This is a genomic window from Gammaproteobacteria bacterium, assembly GCA_013816845.1.
GTDB lineage: Bacteria > Pseudomonadota > Gammaproteobacteria > DSM-16500 > DSM-16500 > Aquicella.
On sequence record JACDDU010000004.1, the window covers coordinates 168,867 to 192,197 of the forward strand.

At 36.4% G+C, this 23,331-nt stretch carries 12 protein-coding genes; 2 read left to right on the forward strand and 10 right to left on the reverse strand.

The annotated features are described in order from the left end of the window. Nucleotides 1-14: 14 nt before the first annotated feature. The 9 genes from H0W64_09105 to thrA form a co-directional block, all read right to left on the reverse strand. Entirely contained in the window at nucleotides 15-8,204 is an 8,190-nt protein-coding gene (locus H0W64_09105) for an AAA family ATPase (protein ID MBA3661873.1), read from the reverse strand. Between the two features lie 207 nt (nucleotides 8,205-8,411). Continuing rightward, the gene (locus tag H0W64_09110) at nucleotides 8,412-10,538 is read right to left on the reverse strand and encodes a cellulase family glycosylhydrolase (GenBank protein MBA3661874.1); all 2,127 of its coding nucleotides are present in this window, start codon (nucleotides 10,536-10,538) and stop codon (nucleotides 8,412-8,414) included. A 422-nt stretch (nucleotides 10,539-10,960) separates the two neighbouring features. Next, nucleotides 10,961-11,539 carry an NAD(P)H-dependent oxidoreductase gene (locus H0W64_09115; GenBank protein ID MBA3661875.1) on the reverse strand — a complete coding sequence of 193 codons (579 nt, stop codon included), beginning with the start codon at nucleotides 11,537-11,539 and terminating at the stop codon, nucleotides 10,961-10,963. A gap of 436 nt (nucleotides 11,540-11,975) precedes the next feature. Then, nucleotides 11,976-13,208, reverse strand: coding sequence for a dicarboxylate/amino acid:cation symporter (locus tag H0W64_09120; protein MBA3661876.1), 1,233 nt, complete (start codon nucleotides 13,206-13,208; stop codon nucleotides 11,976-11,978). A 278-nt stretch (nucleotides 13,209-13,486) separates the two neighbouring features. Then, complete coding sequence (locus tag H0W64_09125; GenBank protein MBA3661877.1) at nucleotides 13,487-14,392, reverse strand: ankyrin repeat domain-containing protein; 906 nt, start codon at nucleotides 14,390-14,392, stop codon at nucleotides 13,487-13,489. Between the two features lie 131 nt (nucleotides 14,393-14,523). Continuing rightward, nucleotides 14,524-14,721: a hypothetical protein gene (locus tag H0W64_09130; GenBank protein ID MBA3661878.1), complete on the reverse strand. Its 198-nt coding sequence runs from the start codon at nucleotides 14,719-14,721 to the stop codon at nucleotides 14,524-14,526. Then, entirely contained in the window at nucleotides 14,714-16,009 is a 1,296-nt protein-coding gene (gene thrC / locus H0W64_09135; GenBank protein MBA3661879.1) for a threonine synthase, read from the reverse strand. The genes H0W64_09130 and thrC overlap by 8 nt, the downstream gene beginning before the upstream one ends. After that, a complete protein-coding gene (locus H0W64_09140; protein MBA3661880.1) occupies nucleotides 16,006-16,968 on the reverse strand; it encodes a homoserine kinase in 963 nt (320 codons plus the stop codon). Before H0W64_09140 ends, thrC begins: the two co-directional genes overlap by 4 nt. A gap of 9 nt (nucleotides 16,969-16,977) precedes the next feature. Then, entirely contained in the window at nucleotides 16,978-19,434 is a 2,457-nt protein-coding gene (thrA, locus tag H0W64_09145) for a bifunctional aspartate kinase/homoserine dehydrogenase I (protein ID MBA3661881.1), read from the reverse strand. A gap of 571 nt (nucleotides 19,435-20,005) precedes the next feature. Between thrA and H0W64_09150 the strand changes: the two genes are divergently transcribed. Both H0W64_09150 and H0W64_09155 read left to right on the forward strand, forming a co-directional pair. Next, nucleotides 20,006-20,455 carry a hypothetical protein gene (locus tag H0W64_09150; protein ID MBA3661882.1) on the forward strand — a complete coding sequence of 150 codons (450 nt, stop codon included), beginning with the start codon at nucleotides 20,006-20,008 and terminating at the stop codon, nucleotides 20,453-20,455. Nucleotides 20,456-20,556: 101 nt separating this feature from the next. Next, on the forward strand, nucleotides 20,557-21,444 hold the full coding sequence (locus H0W64_09155) for an LD-carboxypeptidase (protein MBA3661883.1): 888 nt from the start codon (nucleotides 20,557-20,559) through the stop codon (nucleotides 21,442-21,444). A 40-nt stretch (nucleotides 21,445-21,484) separates the two neighbouring features. Here H0W64_09155 and H0W64_09160 read toward each other — a convergent pair whose 3' ends face one another. Further along, nucleotides 21,485-23,209 carry a J domain-containing protein gene (locus tag H0W64_09160; GenBank protein MBA3661884.1) on the reverse strand — a complete coding sequence of 575 codons (1,725 nt, stop codon included), beginning with the start codon at nucleotides 23,207-23,209 and terminating at the stop codon, nucleotides 21,485-21,487. Between the last annotated feature and the right edge of the window lie 122 nt (nucleotides 23,210-23,331).

Consider the following 23,331-nt stretch of genomic DNA (forward strand, 5'->3'; position numbering starts at 1 on the left):
GTAATATGATAATATTACTTTTTTGTTGAAGGTTTAAATTGGGCTACTGCATCGCTCAAAAGCTTTACGGTACGCGGTTTGCCGAAATGAATAAGATGACGGTGTTCTGCATAGTTTTTTAAAGTAGAAGCGTCACCTAATTTTTTTAATATAACTTCATGATCATTGACATCAAGCAAGCTATTTAGAAGCTGGTGAATTCTAGTAGACTTATCAAGGGCAATTAAATCTCCACCAAAAGTACCCAGTTCGTGAGCATAAGCTCGTAAAGGGCGCAAGGCGGGATGATCAAGTTCACGCTCCAACTGACAAGTGAGCTTTCCAATAGTTGTATTTTCAAATGCAAATACACCTTTGTATGCTTTTTTCATTGCAAGGTTTTGAGCATGGATATATTTATAAAATTCTTTGTATGAAGTTAACTGAGAAGATTTTTGGACGATCTCTGTCGCATAGGTAACAAGGCTTGTAGACGACAATTTTCCACTAAAAAAGGAATTGCCTTTTGTTGTAGGATTTATTTCCATATTTAATCGATCGAGAAGCGTATCAATTGACGGTCTAAGTTCGAAGTTTATGGCCACTTTGACTGTTGGTAACTTGGTCTCATCGATTGATAGGGCGCCTACGCCTTGAGATGAAGAATCAACATTACTTCTAGTCATAGCATTGGGCTGCAATACGGATATCGGCGTTGAAACATATTTTTTTAACACAGTAAAAAAAGTGCGGATGTTAGTAACATCCATTGTCTTTTTAATACGACGATAAGCTTTAACAAACATTTCAGGCCATGGGATGCCATATAAATTAGCAATTGCAGTGAGTGCTTTATCACTATGCGCTATCATGTACAAAAAGTGCATTCGATTACGCAATGCGGGAGAGACTGAGCATCGGCCAGCAAAATCACCAGGATTTTGCGATGAAAATATCATGAAACCTTCTTTAAAAGTTTCAGATTGTTTGGCTAAATTGTGTCTCGGTGTGAGAATTTCAATTAAAATTTTCTCAAGCGTTTCATCGAGATTAAGTTCATCTAAAATAACGACAGAGCCTTCTTGATAGGCTTTTGTCAAAATTTCACGAACGTTCTGTTTATTACCAGCTGTAATTTCATAGTATCTTTTTTGTGTATCTACGGCATGAGCACTAAAACCATTGGCTTCTAAGATTGCTTTGAGTAATGTGGATTTCCCTAATCCTGAATCACCTTCTAATAAAATACCCTGTTTATAATAACCATAAGAATGTGCAGCGGCGTCTTTATTTTCGGCAATTGCCTCATTACGTAATAATAAATCTTGTTGAATGGCATCATAAAGATAGACATGTTCTTCAGCAATGGTAACTTTATCAGTTAATTTGATTAAGGGTGAAGGCCTTGCAGGTTGGGCTAAATTCAAATGCGCAGCAAGTTGATTTACAAAATTGAGACGTGCAACTTGGTTATAAATCATGCCTTCAAATTCGCCACGGCAGGCTTGGAATAATAAAGTATTTTGTTCAGTTTGCGGGTAGGCATGGCTTAAAGCTAGAAAACGTTTAGCTAAATTTTCGAGATCACGGATTGAAAATTTGTAAGTTGGAACATAAGTTTCGATTAATTGATAAGCCATATGCATCGTTTTGATAATGAATACTTGATTATCAAATGTGTGTTTGCTTAATAAATTTTTTAAGATGATGTTTTCAAGATAGCTATCGTCTGGCATCTTAAAGTATATTGTTTCACTATAATTTTGAATAAAATGATGATAGTAACGACCAGGGAAATGCTCAGGATTACCTGTTACGATGAGCTTGTGATCTTCAGTTAAGGGATAATTTCTCCCTTTATAATATATATTTTTTTGATCCCGACTCAGTCCTTTTAGAAAGTCCCACACCCCAGGACGTGCCAAATTCGCTTCATCAAGTAATAATACTTTCTTACCGCCTTTAGTATCCGTTAACCAAGCAATGATTTCTTCTTCATTTTCATAATAGTTAAAATTAAGGGTTTTTTGTAAATGGCGAACACTATGTGTTTTGCCTACCCCAGCTTCACCTTTAATCATAATAATAGGCGATTTTGAATCGTTGAGTAACTTATTCAATATGCGTTCACGTTTAGTGACATGGTCTTCTTTTTGGGTATGGATCAGAGGTTGCTGCAAGGCATCTTGAACTTTAGTCCAAAGTCTTTCTAAAGTCTCATCATTCAAATTAGGAAAGGATAAGTTTGCGTCGTCTAAAACAAGTGCGTCTCCAAAAAACTGATGTAAAGCTTCGCCACGAAAACAATTTAAGATTTGCCAAACATAAGGTTTTAAATTTTTTACTGAAGAAATATGATGTTCTTCCATTAGTTCTTTTAACTTGCGTAGACGTATTGCGGAAGTATCATCGCGCTTGAAAATGAATTTTGCATAAACATTGAGGTAAGCGTAGTCCTCGCTATTTTGCGGATAATCATAGTTAAATAAACCCTTGATAGGGTTGTGTTCGTGAATTGCATTGTTTTTGAGCCGGGCAACCATCAATTTTAAATGAGCAAATTCAAGTTTTGGATGTGCGGGTCGACCAAAGCCACGGTGAGGAAGTTTGGTAGCAGCATCATAAAATTGAGCAATACGGTCAATCCATTCATGATCTAAAGTTGAAAAATTTTTCTTATAATCACTTAGCGAATAATTTGTCTTTTTATAAGTCGGAATAGGTAACGTTTTTAATACCGATTCGGGTTGAACTAGAAAGAGGCGCCCTTTAGAAGTTATTTTCTTACCGTTGCTATACATTGCGGCGTTAGGAGAAATGAACGGTAGTAATTGCTCATATAGGTTCTTAGAGAGAATACCATTCAAAATTACATCACGACCTTTAAGCATTGCTTTTAACATGTCCTTTTGTTCATAAGTAAAGTCGATGTGACTGGTATTTTCTTGGCGGTGATAATTAATTTGAGCAACTAAATCATTAAGAGTAGTTTCAAGCGTAACATCAATAATTAATACTTTTTTAGGTTTGCTATTATTATTATTACTATCCTGAGCGGTTAATTGATTAGCTAATTGTGTTGTGCAGTAATCAGTGTCATTACTAATAATGATATTGTTATGGTTTGTGGAATCGTCGACTTGGGGTGTAATAGTGTGGTTAAGCAAACCTTCAACACTCGCGCCAGGCGCCAAAATAAACGTGAATTGTTTTTCAGGTAATAAGGCCATCTTGGATAGCAAATATTGCCATTCGTTTAAGGGAATGTGACCGGTAAGATAAAAAACTTGTTTGGTAACATCAATTTTATGCAAATAACCTTGCAGTACGGTTTTAGCTTGATGATTTTCATTAATAGTGAGTGTTTCTAAACATTCATTGAGATTATGGAGACCCAGATAAATGCGTTCCCTACTATCATTTTGATCAATTTCTTTCGTTAATGTAACGTTTACTAAATGTGTGGGATGATTTTTATGCGCAGTTTGAATATTAATTTTATCTGAAAATGTAATGTACTGACCATTATAGAATATTCTTTTTTCAGCTTTTAACCGCTCTAATAAAGTCATAAAACGAGGATCACGAGGCGGATTAACTATAGTAATATTAAGCGGCTTATTAACTTTTAGGGCTTCAATGAAAGGTAAATCTATCAGCTCGATCGTGTCGCCTTCAAATAAAATTTCACCTAGTAATGTTGTTCGCCAATTGATTCGATGGAATAAATCAATTTCTAACGTTGCTAATTTAGGCTTTTCTAACGTTTCTAATACCGGCTTTTCATGTGGTAAGGATAATATTTTTTTTGATAAATTTCGTGGCTTTAGTGATTGAGGTGTGAGAGCAGCTTTTTGACAACGCGTTAAAAAAGCAGAACAACCTTTATTATTTGGCGCAGTTAAGCCAATAACTTTTACTTTTGGTTTATTAAGGCTCAATCCTAAAAGTGTGGGAGGGTCATCCATCATGCTTTTAAAGCTTGCAATTTGCGTTGAGTTAAAATTACTCCAATTAATTATAATAGTCCCGCCATTCAAAGCAATATTATATAAGGGACCATTGATTTTTTTTCTTTCGCCTGCAACAAGCTTTTTGGGTTGAAAAAAAAGCGCAATATCTTGAGGACTATGAAGATAAATACATTCTTTTAATGGCCTATTGTCATCAATGTATTCCATTAATCGTGCGCTAATAACGAATGGATTTTGATCGGTTGTTAATTCAATAAGTGGAATTAAATCAAACTGATCACTAAATAATTCGTCCATGTTATCCACTTGAATTACTTTTAAAACATTTTCAAAGGCTTGATAATAATCTTTCTCTGCTTGCTGCTCTGGTGGAAGTGGGACTTGAAGTTGCGGCTTAACTTCTTCAATTGGATTATTATTATTATTATTTGTAATAATATTTTTATCAGAGTGTTTAGATTTTTCATCAACTACGGATTCAGGCAGAGGAGCGTGAAGAGGCAGTTCTACTTTCGGGTTTTCAAATATATTTTGACGTACATTTGCTGGGGTTAAATCGACCACCGGCACTCCACCTAAATCACAACGTGAAAAAATTAGCTGACTATCTTTTTTATAAGGTATTTCCCCAAACATATGTATTTCGTTGGTTCGTGTTCTCACCGGTATAGTTAGAAAAGCCCGCGCTAAGATCATCAATGCTTCTGCGCGATGTCGACATTCAGCCTTTCCCTGATGAATTGCAATTAAAGTTTGTAGGAACAGATCAACGTCACTTTTGTCACCACTTAATTGAAGACCACTATTGTTATTATCTGAATTGTTTTGCTCGTTTTTACAAAATAAGACTAGTTCATCAAGTTTTACTTTCGAGGTCAAATTCGTATTATATAAAAATTTTAAGGGTTGAAAATTCTGTAATGAATCTCTTAGAATGCTTGTTAATTCCTTGTCCAAGCTGTTACTTTCTATTTCTAATGGCAAATAATGTTTGTTATCGTAATATTGATTTTTAGTATATTGATAGAGCAAAGAAAAATTTTCGGATTGAGGTTGAATGTAAAAAGTTTGTTTTGCTTCATGCCAAAATATTTTGACTGCCTGGGGAGGATTACAATAAATTGTTAAATCATTTTTCCCGATAGCTTGATGGGTAACAAGCGGATAATACTCATCAATGACTAACTCTGTTGCTTCAATGTAGCCCGCTACTTGATTGGAAGCCAGGTTTCGTTTAAGAGAATCAAACTGATTTTTATCAAAACTTGATAGATCACCATGGGTGGCCGTCAATTGATTTGACTTAACCTTAGATCGAAAAGTAATTTTTTTAGTGTTAGGATCGAAATGAATTTCGTCATAAATACCAATGCACTGCTTATTTTTATTAATTAATTTATCAGCGTAAAGTGTTGCTTTAACATTTCCTGAGGCTCGGTGGGATGGATTGGAGGTTAGGTCGCAATCTATATTCTGTGCTTTCAGGAAGTCGCCATATCTAAATACACCAACAGCGTCCTCTTTTTTTGGAATAGGAGGAGAAAGATTGACTATTCTGGTATCAGGAATAGAATCATGTGATTCATCAATTTGACTTTGATCCGGAGAATACCGCAAGGGGCGAGTCAGCGTAATTTGACAGGAAGGCGGTGTATTTTTAAAGACGTCACACTCTGGACTGACCTCAATAAACTGTAAGTTTTTACAGTCTGATAAATCGACTGGGCTAAGCGGTTGCTCCGTATTGACAATTAAGTGGAAAAGGTTTTTACAGCCTGATAGGTCAAGATTGACATTGTTGTTACTATGAATCGTCAAATTTTCTAGTGAGGATGACCCTTCCAAAGTAAGCAGGTTAGGGCATAGGATTTTGATGTTAACATTTTTTAAATTGGTATTTTTTCTTAAGTTCATACTAAGCGCAGAACTCATTTTCCCAAGTAGAATATAGTTTAAGATTTCTAAACTGGTTGCTTCTTCAAAGGCTGGACTTAACTTTTTATTATTAGTCAGATCCATTCGTCGTAGTTTTCCACAATTTTGCAAATGTATTTTAGATACATTAGAATTTGTTAAATGGAAAAATTCAATAGGTGTTTTTGTTAAAGAAATTTCACCGTCAAAGTCGAGTCCCTCTATGATTAAAATTTTTAATTTTTTAAAGCGGGAAAAATCTAGCATTTTACAATCACGTGGTACCACTGAATTAGTAATAATGATTTCTTCAAGTTCCGACAGCTGTGATAATGAATCTAATAAGGATTGACTCAATGTTTGGCGTGAAGCTGTGTTATCTAAGGAATGGTTTAAGGTCAAGCTTTTTAAATTATTTAATGATTGAGAGTTAAGGGCCAACTTTTTTGAAGAAAATTTATTCAAATTAATGACCAGTTCTTCCAAAGCTGGCAAATTATCAAAATTAATGTCAGATAAGTTATCAATCGTAATTTCTAATGATAACAAAGCAGGTTGGTAACCTAAAATGACAGGAGATTCTGTTGGAAGAGAAAACGTTTCTAATCGACAATGAGATAAATCAATGTTATGTGATGGATAGGTTAATGCAATCGATAAATGGCGTAAATTCTTCCAAACTCCAAAGTTGATTGATTTATCTATATCAACATCTTGGATATTTAATTCTTCTAATAAGGGCAATGCCGCAATATCTGGAAAGTCTAAAAAATAGGATGGATTTGCATTAATTAAATTTAGTTTTTTTAATTGATGAAGCTGTTTAAACAGAGGAAGCTCGGAACTTGTAAAGTAATGTTCTATGGTTAGTATTTCTAAGTTGGGCAAATTAAACGTTGTGGGCAAATTAACCCCAGGAGCGTATTTTATTGATAACTGTTTGAGCTGAATCAGGTTGCTCCAATCAATTTTCATTTCTTCGTGAAACATTTCCAAATGCAATTCGGTTAAATTTTCAGCTTGTAATAACCCGGTAAAGTTTAAGCTGAAGGGTTCGCGAAGATTTAAGTAGGTTAAGCCCGCCAAGGTATTAAGATTAAGGGTTGTGTAATCGGAAGGATCAGTCTCCACAGTAAGTTTATCAATAGTAAGTTTTTCTAAAGTTTTAGTAATAATACCTGGATTTGTTAATAATTTACCGGGGGAGTTTTTAATTTCAAGTTGCTTTAATTGTTTAGGGTCTGGCATTTGAATGTCGATGAGATTGGGTGATTCCTCAATGATCAGATGTTCGACATTTTTTTCATATAAAAAAGTTGATGTTTGAAACGGATGCTTGATTTTAATCTTGTGTGTACCCCACACGTATCCTTGATGAGTAAGTGTGCTTGCATCATGGGTGTAATAGCCCTGAGCATTGTTTGCATTCACTATCGCCTGATCAGGGCCTTCTAAATTATGGTGTGAGCGTTGTTCTTTAGCAGTTTGCAAATAGGCAGTGGTTGTTAATTGTAATTGACGCATCTCTTGCTTACGTTTGTCTTGAGGTAGCACCCCATTTCTTTGGCATCTTAATGAAAATAAATAAGAGTCATTCTTATGGTGAAAAAGATCTCTGATCGTTATTTTTTTTTGTTGATCAAAAGATAAATCTTTATCAGTATAATCATCGAGTGGTAATTCATTTAAAGCATGTAATCCCAAATTAATCCTGGTTTGATAATCTGCTTGTAACCTGGACACCTTAGACGATGAAATATCGATTTCGGTTTCATCAAAATTGTCTTCAGTCATTCGGAGGTAGCTTTCAAAGTCAGTCTTAGGTTTTTTGTCTTTTCTTAACTCCGATAACTGTCTCAATAATTTTTGGTAGTTACCATAATCTAAAATAATATACTCATCATCAATATTACCAATACCCTGTTGACCTAATGCCTTTTTTATCTCTAATTCGTTTGTAAAAAAGTTATCACGTTTTTCTTTAAATAATTCGGAAATATCCTTCATCGGGATGCAGCTTTTTATATTGATTGAAGGGCCCTGCCAAATATAAATATCATAATGTTCTATTAAAGTTTGCCAAACTTTAAATTCTAGTAGGGTCGTAGTAGAACGAACGAAAGGAGGATAACTATATATAATTTTTTTGCGTGGAGTTATATCGGGGCTATCCTTTAAATCTGCCCAGCAATTTTCCTCATCTTCAATAATAGCTGACCATTTATCTAAATCGCTAGGGCCACTATCTTTATAAGTGATTTCTTGCGTTTCATTCGCTGAGCTCTTATTTGTCTCTGGCTCAAGCAATCGCCTTAAAATGGTAATTAAAACCCGCATGATTAAATCAACCGCAAGAAAGTTAATTTAATTATAGACCTGTAAACTTAAGGAATATTTATTGGGGAATATTAGGGTTTGATGAAGCGTAATATGATGAAATATTCTTATATTATACAGTAGCTTATCTTAACTTTTTTTGCTGTTAAAGTATTAATTTTTTAAAGCTGTTAGGTGGGCTTGACACCCACCAACAGTGCTCCTCTACTACGGGCAAATATTTGCAGCAGGTTTCAAGAAAAGATACTTTTTCAAGTAATTAACCTTATTACAATCGATGGTAGCCCAATCATCTTTTAAAATTCCCCCGGTATTACCACTATTAGGGTTCCAATCCCAGTAAAACCAACTGGGTAGAGCAGGTTTGCCACTGCCTAGACGAACAATATAATTAGCTAGGTTAATGAGAGTGGCAGTATCTTTTTGATAGTAAGGATCAGCTGGATCAAATTTCCCCCCAAACTCACCCAAAGCGATCGGAAAGAGATGACATTTTCCCGCTGCGCAAAAGCCGCTTTGAGGAGTATTGTTCACGTTTAAGAAATTATTCAGTAAATACCCATTAAGGCGTGACCAATCAGCAAAAGCAATCGTAGGGTCAGAATGATCAGGACCCTGATTATTAGTACCGTCTGGACCATAAGCATGCGGTGAAATGACGATCTGATTCAGATAAGGTTGAGTTAACATTTGCGTGAATAGATTTTTAGGATTGCTAATGCCTTGTGCGATTGTTGCATTATCGGTTGCAAATCCATCGCCCCAGTTTGACCTTAATGCGCCTTGCGCGACACCTTCAATAAAGATAAGTTTGGTTGGATCGATATTATAAATTGCTGTTGAAGCTTCTCTAATACCTTTAGACCATGAATTGGTTCCACCTTCCCAAGTCATACTATGAGAATCAGGTTCGTTCCATAAGTCATATCCAACAGAAGGATTGTTAATAAACATTTGCGCGACTTTTTGCCATCCTGCTATCCACTGACTGTAATTATTGATATAAGTATCGTCTTCGTAATGATCATCTATCATCACGTAAAGCCCAGCATCAGTGAATCGTTTCACAATATATTGAAAAGCGTTTAATGCACTATCTTGGGGGATATTGGTGTTGCAAGGTTTGCCATTGCAGGTTGACGTAATGCCGCTTGGTTTAATCGCAGGATTTAAAATAAAATCAAATTGGAAGGGGATGCGTACTGCATTAAACCCGACAGATTTAATTTGTTGCAACATGGTTTCAAAATCACCTTGCCATAAACCATGTAACATGTGATTGCCGGTATTAAAGCCAAACCAATTCACCCCTTGAAAAGTAACAGGTGTTTGATTTTTATCGACGATTTGTCCATTCACTGTGGTATAAGGCCCAGCTGAATTATGCGTCTGGGAGTAAGTCACAGTTAACTTAGTATCAGTGGGAAGCGTAATAGGATTCGGTACGATGCTTGCACTTTGTCCTGGAGTCACGGAAGTGACATTGTAAGTATCGTTAGGAAGTTGTAATGCGCCATTATCTCCTACTGTTTTAGTAAAAGAATAATTTTTACCCGTAAAGTTAAGTTGAACTTTAGTAGTGGGTGGTTTAATAAGGGTGATTTTAATGCGACCGGCGGGAACAGGTTTATAAGTAACCGTCACATTGGTAGTTTGTTGATCCGTAACCGTTGCTAACACATTATCCGCAGCATAGTAATCGCCATTATTAGCATCGGTATTGACGAGTGATCCGGCAATGGTGTAGGAGCCAGCTGTCATTTTGCTAAGTTTCCAGCTTGCACCCCAAGTCAATTTTTTTGTTGTTGTTGTTCCTTCGCCAGTGAGGGTGAGCGTGGGATCCGGTAAACCGGTAGCGGGGGCAGCTGCAAGATTAATATTTAACGTTCCAAGTGCCGAGGGTTGCCCACCTTCAGCTTTAAAAATAAAGGGGCCAGTTGGAACGGGCGTAGAAGGCGTTGAGCTAAATTGAATGGTTAAGGGCCGCGTACAATTTGGATCAGAAGCTAAAGGAGGAGTAAAAGAAGTTCCACCTGTTAGAACCACTTCAGAATTTGCTTGGCTAGCTAATTTCCAAGCCACCCAAGGTTGTCCCCAAATGTTGCTAGACATTGTTCCCGCGTAGTTAAACCTAAATTCAACATTAGTCAATGGTATATCTTTAGAAGATGTATTGCATATTGAAATAGTTTGTACCCAATCTGCAGGGCCCACTGTGACTTTAACTGCAACAGGTACCGGTACTGTTTTAGCAACAGCATTGTTTGCGAAGGCGGGTAAAGAAGTGTAAAAGATTAAAAGACTTAATGTTGCTAAGTTATAAATCCATTTCATTTGTATTTCCTTTAAGATAATAAATTTTCAAGGCGCTGAGATTTTTGCAAAGACAACTATATTAACATTTTTCAAAAATGAAGCGAGCAATTTGGAGTTCCTCAAAAAAGTCAAAACATCATCATAAGACTTATTCTAGTATAAAAAAAATCACTGTATAGCTGTGCGAAGCACCGCATCAATTTCAATAGTAATTTTTTTTATATCAAAATAGGAGTTGATGAACGTTTTGTCTAGTTTGAAGCGAATAAAGATGCTCTTTTTTTAGCGATGTGGGTAAAGTTAAGGCGAGTAAAATGTGTTTAAGAATTAGGAGAAAAAATTGTTACGCACAAATTTCTGGGATGAATGAAATTTAAACGTAATCAAATAAGTAGCCCGGCTAATGAGTGGGCTACTATCATACCTAAAGACAACTGTTTCTAAACTGCCACTTGCTCTTTTTTTGCTGGTACTATTTTATCAATCCAATTTGCATAAGCTTCCATATATTTATGCAAAAATTCTTTCGTTTCAATTTTATTAATTTCTGATTTTTCATCAAACAAATTATTAATATTACCAAGGTAAGCTTCAGGTTGTTGCATACAAGGCATATCTAAAAACACAAAAGATTGTCGTAGGTGTTGATTAGCTCCGAAGCCGCCAATGGCACCGGGGGATGTACTAATAACAGCACAGGGTTTCCTGCTCCAAATACTTTTCCCATAGGGTCTTGATCCTACATCAATCGCATTTTTTAAGGGTGCAGGGACGGAGCGATTATATTCAGGTGTTACAAATAAAAAGCCATCAAATTTGTTCATCTGATTTCGAAATGCAGTCCATTCTTGCAGCGGTTGACCTGTATCATCGGGATCTTGGTTATAAAGAGGAAGTTGGCCAATTTCGACGATTTCCATGTTCAATGAAGAGGGAGCGAGTTGCATAAGAGCTAATGCAAGTTTACGATTCCAAGATTCTTTTCTCAAACTTCCAACAATAACACCAATTTTTTTCATTCAATCATCCCTTATTTTCGAAAGCAACGAGTTGAGATTATGCCAGGAGTTCAGTCATTTGTAACGATGGACGCATGACGATTTTAATTAACTCATGTTGTCAACATCCACTAAGCGTAAAAAAGTTAGTGATGACACGATATAAGGCTGGCACTTTAAAACCATCGTAAAATTTAACTTAATTGACTTGCTCGATAGCGTGTTGTTAACTTAGTTGTAATAAAAGGAACAGTAAATAGCTAGTTAGATAGCCGATTCAACTTTCTTTATAAACAAATTATCATGTCACGATCAATAGTACGGTTATAAAAATCGCTATGTTTAATCAGGATTTAAAAATGCAACGTATTGATCAATAGTACACCTACGTAAACGAGGTAAGTTTTGCAACATTTTTGTTAGTCCATTATGAAGTGGGCGTAAAACAAATGGGAAACTACCCCGTTGATTTGGGTGCAATGAGAGCCGGTTGTGTTTCATCTGTGCTTGGTAAAGTATGGGCAGCAACAAGTGTGGCACACACGGCTGTTCCTGCAACATTGACAGTGGTGCGCATCATGTCAATTATTTTATCAATACCCATGACCATGGCTAATCCAGCAAAAGGTAAGCCGAGGTTTGAAAGTACAACCATCGTCATTACCATAGCTGAACCTGGCACGCCTGCAGTTCCAATAGATGCAACGGTTGCAGTAATAACAATAATTAAATATTGATGCCAGTCTAAAGGGATTTGAAAAAGTGTTGCAGTAAAAATACAAATGATTGCTGGATAAATTGCACCACAGCCATCCATTTTGGCATTCGCACCAAGGGGTGCCACGAAAGAGGCAACTTGCTCAGAGATACCAAGACGTTTAATTAACACATCAAGCGTTACTGGAAGGGTTGCTAAACTTGAAGAAGTGGTAAAAGCGGTAAGTAGCATTGGCCAAGCTAAATGGGTGAATTTGAGAGGATTAGTGCGGCAGACCCCGAATAATAAAATGCCGTAGATGACTAGCTGAATTAAACAAGCGAGGTACACAGTTAAAATAAATTTACCGAAAGGAATGAGGCTTGTTATACCATAATGTGCACTGACGGCGGAAATAAATACAAAGATTCCGATGGGAGATAATCGAATAATCCAGCGTGTAATTTTGTAAAATACTTTTGCTAATCCATCAAAAAATTGACGTACGATCAATGCTTCTTCTTTGCATAGGGTCAAAGCAATGGCAAATAAAATACCAAAAATAATCACAGGTATAACTTTCCCACGCGCAATTTGATCGAATAAATTACCAGGAACCATATCTAAAAAAATTTGACTAAGGGCTGGCGGCTGTTTTAAATCGATAGGTAGAACTTCATGAAATCCTTGACCAGGATTGATCCATAATGCAGTTAATAAACCAACGAGCGCAGCAATGATGGCAGTCGTTAAGAACCAAAACAGTGTTTTTCCACCAAGCTCTTTAATTTGAGAAATATTTTCTAATTTTGTAAAACTAGTCACAATTAGAATAAAAGTAATAGGGATGATAATCATTTTAAGGAGTTGAATAAATGCATCTCCTAACGGCGTTAAGGCATCAACCCACTGAAGCGGTGCAATCATTCCGAATAACGCGCCGAGTATAAGAGCTATTAGACATTGATTTCCAAAACTTTTCATCATAGCCATGAAATTTTTCCTGTAATCTATAACACAACAATCAATAAGGGCGTCGACAAGAACTATTGTGAGTTGCTCCATGACCCTAGTTGAGTCTATGACTCAGTAGGGTTCAAAATCGATTCTAATTTATTTATTAGAGCGATGGCAGAAATTTATCTTACGGTGCATAGGTTAACTTTTTGAAGTATGAATGCTTAACGATTGCCTTGCAAAGAAATTTTTAACGCAATGGGTCGTAGCAAGCTTGATGTAGCTTTAAAAAGCTCACCACGACAATATAAAAATTATAATTTCAAAGTGCAAGGTTGAAAAATGGCATGGACTGGAAAATGTAAAGCTTGATTAAAATATAAATCGATGACTTTATTTTTAAAACCGATATTGGGATGAAGTAGTTGCGTTAATGTTACTTTATTCATCGACTTAATTAAGTCGAGAAATATTAAATTAGTTGTAGTTAACTGATGAGCATCATCATTTCTTTCCATTGCTCTACAAAATTGTTGAAATAACGCCGTATCGGTAGTGTTCGTATCCTTCAAGAGCTTCTTAAAAAAATGTTTGTGTTGATTGTAAAATGTTTCAATAAAATAATCTTCTTTATCCATTAGTAAGGTTGATATTTGTTTGGCTGCATCGTTATTGCTCCCTCTTAATGCCAAGTCATAGACTGCTGTTCGGCCTTGACCGTTTTTTTCGATGAAGAGCTGGTAAGCAATTTGATCATCTACTGACATTAATGCTTTTGCCATGATTAAATTATTATTTTTTTCTGCTATATGCAGTGCTGTATCGCCAGCGGTATTTTTTTTCAATAGATCTTTACTGTTTTTAATGAGTATCTTGACCGTATCATCTTTGCAATTATCAGCATAGCCAAAAGCCGCATAATGCAGAGGCGTTGCGCCTTCAGCGTCTGTTGCATCTACATCAATCCCTTTATTAATTAAAAGTTCGACGATTTCAGCATGACCTAAGAAGGCAGCCACATGCAAAGGCGATTGGTTTTGCAATGCATCGTTACTCAAATTACAATGTGGATTGTGGGTTAATTCATAAGCTATCTTTTTCAAAAGATGAAGCCGCACCTTTTGCTCACTGGCTGATGCCTTAAGCAGTTGAGTTACTATCGGATTTTGATGGGTGGGTTGAAAAAATATTGTCGTAGGGGCGGTGAATGCGCTTCGCATCAGGTGAATTCCTAGCTATTAATTAAAATGGCATTTTCTCTTTTCTTGAAGAAAAATCCAATCGTTAACGAATGCAAATTGGCTTGATTTCCGGATCTTTAAACAAATCGAGTAAAATTTTTGCACGATCCTCATCCTTGTAAGCTGACATCCATCAGCATCGTGGATGTGATGAATCGATTTTTATTTTTAAACCATTTTGTTAAGGAAGAAAAACATTTGATGCGATTAAGCTTGAAAAAATTTCGTTGTGTCATGATTTCTAAGATCTTCAAACCCACATCACCGGTTGCACCAACAAGCGCAACTATTGGCTTAAACTTATTCATTTGAGAGACTCCACTTTTTTGCTTTTATGATGGTTTCAATCTCGCCAAGTTTGCTTACCGTCTGACTAAAACCAGCAGGTTTAGCTAAAATGGTTTGCAGTTGCGGCGATAAAGGAATCGATTCATGAATTATTTTTCTAATCACGCTATCAAATTTACCCGGATCAGCTGTTGCCACTATAATCCATGGAAGGTAGGAAAGCTGTTTTCTTGCATAAAAAGCAGTTGCTGTATGAGGACATATTATTTTTGAATGTTTATTATAAATTGTCTTGATGGTGTTTGTGATGTCGTTATCATCAGCGCTAATGACGTTCACTTCATTTCGCAAAGTATCAAAATTTTTAAATAAAAAATTCAGACGTTCAAAATTACTTGGATTACCCACGTCCATAGCATTAGCTAAAGTAGCGAGGCTCTCACGCGGTTTATAATGACCATACGCAAGATAATCAGAAAGAGTCAAATTGGCATTGGTTGCAAGAACAATCTCGCGAATGGGGAAGCCCATTTTCTTTGCATAATAACCAGCGACTGCATTGCCAAGATTTCCTGTCGGGATGATATACCCTGGGAAGGTGCTATATTGGTGATAAAATTGCATGCTTGAGTATGCATAATAAATAATTTGGGGTAAAAGTCTGCCAATATTGATGCTGTTAGCACTATTAAGATGAATGTTCTTTTGCCACCAGGGATCTTGAAAAGCAATTTTGACTAAGTGTTGGCAGCGATCAAAAGTACCTTCTACGGCTAAAGCAATAATGTTGTTATCCCAACAAGTTATTTGATGTTCTTGTATGGGCGAAATTTTACCTTTTGGATATAAAATAATTACGTTAACATTTCGTTTTAAATAAAAAGCACTCGCTACAGCTGATCCAGTGTCACCGGAAGTCGCAACCAAAATCGTAGTTGCATGTTTTTTTGATACATGTGATATGCATTCTGCTAAAAAGCGTGTTCCAATATCTTTGAACGATGACGTGGGGCCGTGAAAAAGTTCGAGAACGAAAGTGGTAGAATTGATGGTTGTTAATGGCAATGGAAAGGTGAAAACATTTTTAATTATTTCTTTAAGATTATGCTCTAATTCATCCCCTGCAAAAAAATAATGTAATAATGTTTGAGCAAAATTAGCGAGGGAGAGGTTGGGATTAAATAATTTTAAATCGACTTGGGGTAAATATTCTGGAACAAATAAACCGCCATCACTTGCAAGTCCCTTAGAAATTGCAGCCGATAAAGTATCACTTCTTTTTTGGTCGCGTGTACTCGAAAACTTCATCCTATCCTCCTGACTACTTGGGTAACATGCGCTTGCTTTTTATTAATTCGGGAAATCCAACACTCGGAATCTATGCCTTCAGTATTAAGAAGGGATTGCATGGCTTGGTTAATAGCAGAAGCTTCATATTTATGTTGTGCGAAAGCAAAAATACTGGGTCCTGAGCCTGAAAAAGAGAGCCCTAAAGCACCGGCTTTTAATGCCGCTTCTTTAATTTTATAAAATCCAGGAACAAATTTAGCACGCTGGTGTTCAATAAGTTCATCTGATAAAGCATGTTGAAGCAAAGGAATACTTTCCAAATATAATGCGGCGATGAATGAAGCGAGATTTGCAGATTGTTTTATATAATCTTTTAAATCCAATTTTTTTTGAAGGATTTTTCTTGCTGCTTTCGTTTCTACCTGTAAGCGAGGATGGATTAATGCACAATGGATATCAGGGATGGGTAATTCAATAATATCAATCGGATCCATCGAGCGAATTAAAGTAAGACCGCCAAAAAGACTGGGAATTACATTATCCGCATGCTTGTGCCCACTAGCTACTTCTTCTCCAAATAATGCATATTTTACTAATTGCAATGTTGATAACGGTGAATTAAGAAACGCATTGCAGGCAACGAGCGCAGCCACTGAAGAAGCTGCCGATCCTCCCATGCCCGAACTTAATGGAATACCTTTATCAATGCGGATAGAAAATCCTATTTCTAATTTCAAATCATGACACAATTGTTGGATAACCACAGAAGCAGTATTTTGTTCCGGAATGAATGGTAAACATTCTTTGGCATTAATAATCTCAATAACGATGTTATTATCTTGTCGTCTTGTTAAAGTTACACTGTCACCCAGTTGGTCGAAGGCAAAACCTAAAATATCAAAGCCTACTGCTACATTTGCACACGTTGCAGGTGCAAAAGCGGTTACCGATTGAATCGATGAGTTAATCAAAGTCATGGCTGCCTCCTATGATAAAAAGGACACTAAACGTAATAAATCTGCAAAAATTCCAGCTGAAGTGACTTCGGCACCAGCCCCCGGTCCTTGGATAACTAAGGGTTGTGTTTGATAACGTCGGGTATGAAAAATTAACATGTTATCGGTTTGTTTAAGGCTCGCAAACGGATGATGGTGTGGAACGGATTCAATAGCAACTTTCAAGATGCCATCTTTTGTAATGGTGCCAACATAACTTAATTTTTCATTCATTGCGTTCGCTCTATCAACCATGGTTTCGATTTGTTGTGAATGTAAAGGAAGAAGTGAGAGGAATTCTTCTACACTGCAGGATTTCAATGCGGGCGGAACAAGATCTGTAACTTTTACATCACTTAAAGAAACGCCATGTCCTATTTCTCGTGCTAGACATACTAATTTACGTGCAACATCCATACCGGATAAATCTTCGCGAGGATCAGGTTCAGTAAAACCTAATGCTTTTGCTTCCCTGACAATGTCAGCAAATGCTTTTCCCGTTGATAATTCATTAAAGATATAGCTTAGCGTGCCCGAAACAATCCCTTCGATTTTAATGACTTCATCGCCAGTTTTAATAATGTCTTGCAAGGTATTGATAATCGGAAGTCCCGCGCATACGGTGGCTTCGTAAAGATAGTGTGTATTTTTTTGCTGCGATAACATTTTTAGTTGCTTGTAATAGGAATAATCCCCCGCATTCGCATGTTTATTAGGCGTGACCACATGGATATCTTTTTTAATAAAATCGATGTAGTGCTGTGAAATACTTTGATTGGCCGTGCAATCAATCATTACCGCATGCAATACATCGTCACTAAGAATGTGGTTGGCAAAGCTTGCGAGGTTTGCTGACATTTCACTATTTTCTAATTGTTCTTGCCAATTCACTAAATTGATTGGTTCATGACTCAATATCATTTTATGACTGTTCATCACGCCGCGAACACATAATTTAACTTGATATTGAGCATAGAGTTGATCAATGGCTAAATTTATTTGCTGTAATAAAGTACTACCGACTTTTCCAGGGCCAATTAATCCTATCGAAATTGTTTTAGGTGAAAGATAAAAACTTGCATGCAATGCTTGTAGCGCGCGCTCAACGTCACTGTTTCTAATGACAACAGAAATATTACGCTCGGAAGAACCTTGCGAAATGGCGCTGATATTGATATTTGCTTTGGCAAGAGATGCGCATAACTTACCCGAAATTCCCACGGTTCCTATCATTTCATCGCCGACGGCTGCAATGATAGCGCAGTGCTTATCGATTGAAATACCTTCAATTACGTGTTGATCAATTTCAAACCTGAAATTATCTTTTAATATTTTTTCAACTTCATCAGCGACTTTGTTATCAATGGCAAAACAAATTGAATGTTCCGAACTTGCTTGTGAAATTAAAGTTACAGAAATAGTGGCTTGACGCAATATTTCAAATACCCGTGCTGCCATACCCGAGACGCCAATCATGCCTGCTCCTTCAATATTGACGATGGCGATATCCTCAATACTGGTCAATCCTTTAATAAGATGAGGAGACTTCTTTGGTAAAGCAGAAATATAAGTCCCTTTAAGATGGGGTTGATAACTATTTTTTATGAAGATCGGAATTTGCAACTTAAGGACCGGTGCAATGGTTTGAGGATGTAATACTTTTGCGCCAAAATAAGCAAGTTCAAGCGCTTCCTTGTAAGAGAGATCCTCGATAACAAATGAAGATCTTACTTTTAACGGATCGGCCGAGTAAATTCCGTTAACATTTGTCCAAATCGTTAAGCTTTTTGCGTTAAATAATTTGGCTATGATAGCTGAAGAAAAATCACTACCATTTCGGCCTAAAGTGGTGCGCTTTCCTTCGATAGTGGCAGCAATAAATCCCGGAATAATTAATTGATCAAAAGTTTTATTCCCTAAAAATTTTTCTAAGGCAGTCTGACTTTTTTCCCAATCAATGCTTAATATCCCATTTTTTTCATACACAAATATCACACTATAAGCATCGACATAGATAACATTGCGTTGATTAGAAAGATAAGAGACTAAAATTTTTGCTGACCATTGCTCTCCATATCCTAAAATAAAATCAGAAACTTCTTTTGAATAAGTGCCAGCAATTTGAATGGCTTCTAACACATTTGTAATTGCTGCAAAATCATTCTGAAGCAAGTTCAGGATCTCAGTTTGCTTAAAATCATTTAGCAAGTTATTAACAAGGGTTAGATGAGATTGCTTTAAAATTGCTAATTCTTGTAAGTAAGGTTTACCTAATCTTGCTGCATCAAGTAATGTTTGTAATATTTGTGTGGTATTTTGGATGGCCGAGACAACAATAATTTCATTTTGACCACGCAATAATGATTTGAGGGCAATAAAGCGAGCGGCATTGCAAAGGCTTGAGCCACCAAATTTATGGACTACATATTGATTATATTTATTTTGCATATATCGAAACTCCTCGATAGGCGAGAGATAGCGAAGCAAACATGGCATGCGCACGCATGCTGTTTAATGAGTGATGTTTAAAAAAATTTATTAGCGATACAACGTAAGATGCTTATTAAGCAGACGTTGTGAGGGTAAGTGTCGTCGTGTAACGCGTCGAGAAGAGGGAAGTAGCAGCAGTAACACTGGTAAGCGGGAATAGGGGCAATCGCAAACTTTGCTGTGAAAATGAGTTTTTACTCTGTTTTATAGGAATTATCATGACTAAGAATCTCTCAAAAATAGCAATTAAAGTTTATTAATATACGATTTGACCGTATCAAATAAAATGGCTAACGTCAACTCATTATAATTTCTCCAACGATATGGGAGTGAGGATTAACCTTGAACCTCCATAAACCACAAATTTTCTATTAAATTTTATATCTCAATCAAACAATTTTTATCTTTTCATCTCTATGTTAATTCTTATTTTCCTACGCTCAGAAAACGTAAAGCAATGAATTCTAAATTGATTTGCAGTATTTACAGTAGTAAAATTCTTAAGCTCTGCCCTATGGAATCCGTCGTCATGTCATCCCCTCGGTTATTCACGCATCATTCAAAATGTAAATCTCAGAATTACATGAACCAACAAAATAGTGAATTGAAAAAGTTGGAAGAATTAAAAGACATGATTTTTGATTTTCAACATCCTCGAAAGGCGAAGCATTGTATTAGAAGTTTTACCAGTATTATTTCCACTTTTAATCTATTTCTTACTTCTTTAAATATTTATCATAAACAAACGGGCTATACCTTTGAGCTTGGTCGCCTACATCAAGATTTATTGAATGCCTATAAAAAAGCTAGCCAATCAATCTATGTTGAGGGATGGATTAATCAATCTTCTTATTTTAACAACGTCGTACCTCTCTTATATACTGCCGACCAATATATAATGGAAGCTTGTAACGCTAGGATTAAAGAGGAGTCTTTTCAAAATTCATGTACTAAGAAACATGCCTCACGGTCCCCATAAATTTAGAAAGTCTTATCACTGCAAGATATAGTTAATCTATGCGTGGATAGAGCGATTTTTGCTATTTACTATACGAGTTTAAATTACAAAGGCTAAGTCTTATGAATGCCCTGCCATTACAAAAAGGAGATACAATCGGTCTTGTCTCTCCTTCAAGTCCATTGATGATGAGAGATATTAAACCGGGTATTCAATTTTTAGAGCAAAATGGTTTTAAAATAAAGTTTGGTCATCATCTCTATGATGCTGAGCGATTTTTAGCTGGTAAAGATGAAGATCGTGCGAAAGACTTACTCGATTTTTTTAAAGATCCGGAAGTGAAGGCAATCGTTGCATCCCGTGGAGGCCATGGATCCCAGCGATTATTACCTTTGTTAGATTATCAAATGATCCATACTAATCCTAAAAAATTAGTCGGATTCAGCGATACGACGGCTTTGCAATTGGGTCTTTTCAAAAAAACGGGTCTTATAAGTTACACTGGCTTTAGTTTAACTAGCAAACGCAGTGGTTTAGTTGAGGAAACATTAATATCATGTTTATTAGGTCGTTCCTATCATGTTAAAGAAAGTGTAGTAGTTCACTCAGGTCTCGCTGAGGGTTTGCTAATTGGTGGTAATTTAACGCTCTTAACCAATTTGATGGGAACGCCTTATCAACCCAACTTTAAAAATTGTATTTTACTTTTAGAGGACGTGGGTAATACGCCCTATAATGTTGATGGCATGTTTTCTCAGTTGGATTTAGCAGGCGTATTCGACCAAGTTGCTGGCATTATTTTAGGTGAGTTTGAAGACTGCGTAAGTAAAGCGGCTGACTGTCATGATGGGTCAGTGGAAGATGTTCTTCATGAATGGTCAGCCCGTTTCAATGTGCCCTGTATAAAAAATTTTCCTTACGGTCATGGTACGCGCAATTGCGTCTTGCCAATGGGTGGACTTGTTTCCTTGAATGCAAGTACCGGATGCCTGACTGTAACCTCAACATAAATCCTACCGTCAACTGAATGCGAGGTGCCGTATTCTCATTCTACGCTCGAAAACCTGGTGAAGTTACAGATTCAAAGGATGCATTAAGTTGAGAATAAAGTGTTTTCAAAATATCTCCCGAGGAAATAATGTCACTCGTTTGGTAAGACTTGATTAATTTTCCAGTCAATTGATACGCGCAAATTAATCCATTGGAATCACTGAGCAATAAATTGTTATCACTCATACTCATACTTCTGATGGCATTGAGTGATGTACTGATTTTATTTAACATTTCACCAGAATTAATATTATAAATAAATACGTTACTGCCAACATCAGCAATGCCCATCGTATTTTCATTGATCATAATCATATTCTGCAAGCTGCAATTGTTAGCTAAGGGAAAAGTTTTAATAAGCGTTAAATTATCATCATAAATCTGATATTTATAGGCTAGAGAAGACGGTATTATTCCGGCTATGATAATGTGACGTGGTGTGGAAATTAAATCCTCAATTAATAATACTGTCTCTTGCTGATGTATTAAATTTCCTGACTCGCTATCATATGTCTGAACGGTAGAGCAGTTAAAATTACCCACAGTAACAATATGGTTGTTCCTTGCTATCATCCTTAAGCAGGGATCGCCATACGCAAAATGACTAAGTAGCTCCCCTGTATTTGGATTAAAAACTTTAATATCCGAGTTAAAATCATAACTACTTACCGCTATATTTCCAGAAGCTAATAATACTATTTTACTAACGCGAGCACCCTGCTGGGAAAATCGATTAACAATTTCAGCAGTTGCGGGATCAAATAACTTAAATTCATCTTCTTTTTTATCACCACCACTAATGATAAATCCATTTGGTAATAACACTGCTTTGCCCTCAGTCCAAACGCGGTGAGGGGAATCGTCATGTTGTGGAGGAGGCGCTGCGGGACGAGGCGGTGTTTTCATGAAAAAATTATTATAAAAAGTGCGCTTGGCGTAAGTCCTTGAATAGCTAGACTGCTTCTGCTGCGCAAACCTGTCGCGGTATTCTTTATTTCTATAAGAACGTAAGGATTCCAAAATGATTTCGTCACGATCTGGATTCTCAAATTCCCTGTTCCAAATCTGGACCATTAATTCTCGCTCAAACTTAGTCCATTTCTTTACTTCTTCCATCGTTATTCGATGTGTCACAATCAACTCATAGGCAGAGGCTAAGTTTAGAAATTCCTGTCGTGATAATGCAAAGGCCATAACTAAATTAAGTGCAGGCTCTTTTTTCTTTTTAAAATTTATTAAATAGGGCTTTAATGAGCATAGACGATCATAACGATCGTCTAAACCTTCCAAATTAGATTTCCAGCATTCATTTACAAAGTTGACATCAAGCTCAAGCTGTTCAGCTAAAGGGTAAACATATTCAGGAATTTCATTTGTATAATGTTGAGTGGGGGGACTTGCTGGCTTATAGAAAGGGGAGTCACCATGATAAAAATGCGCAAAATGATTTGGTGAGGTTGGTTTCCAGGTTGGCTGGAAGTAGTTTTTCGCTGAAGGAAGTGACAAATTATACACTTTGCGTTTTTGTTCATTACCAAGTGTCGCGTAAGCTTCGCCAATCGCCTTAAATTTTTCTTCTGCAATACTTTTTGCATTAGGATCGGTTACCGTATTAAGATTTTTATCAGGATGAAATATTTTGGCTAAATGTTGATAACTTTTTTTAATTTCTTCCTGCGTTGCATCGATGCTTAACCCTAAAATATCATATAAATTTTCATCCATCACGCCACTCCACCTTGCTTATTGTAGTTATTAATGATTACGAGGCAGCCCATTTTTTGGGCAACTGAACGGGTTTTCAACCCTATTATTTTTAATAACGCAAAATATCAAAAACTGTAATT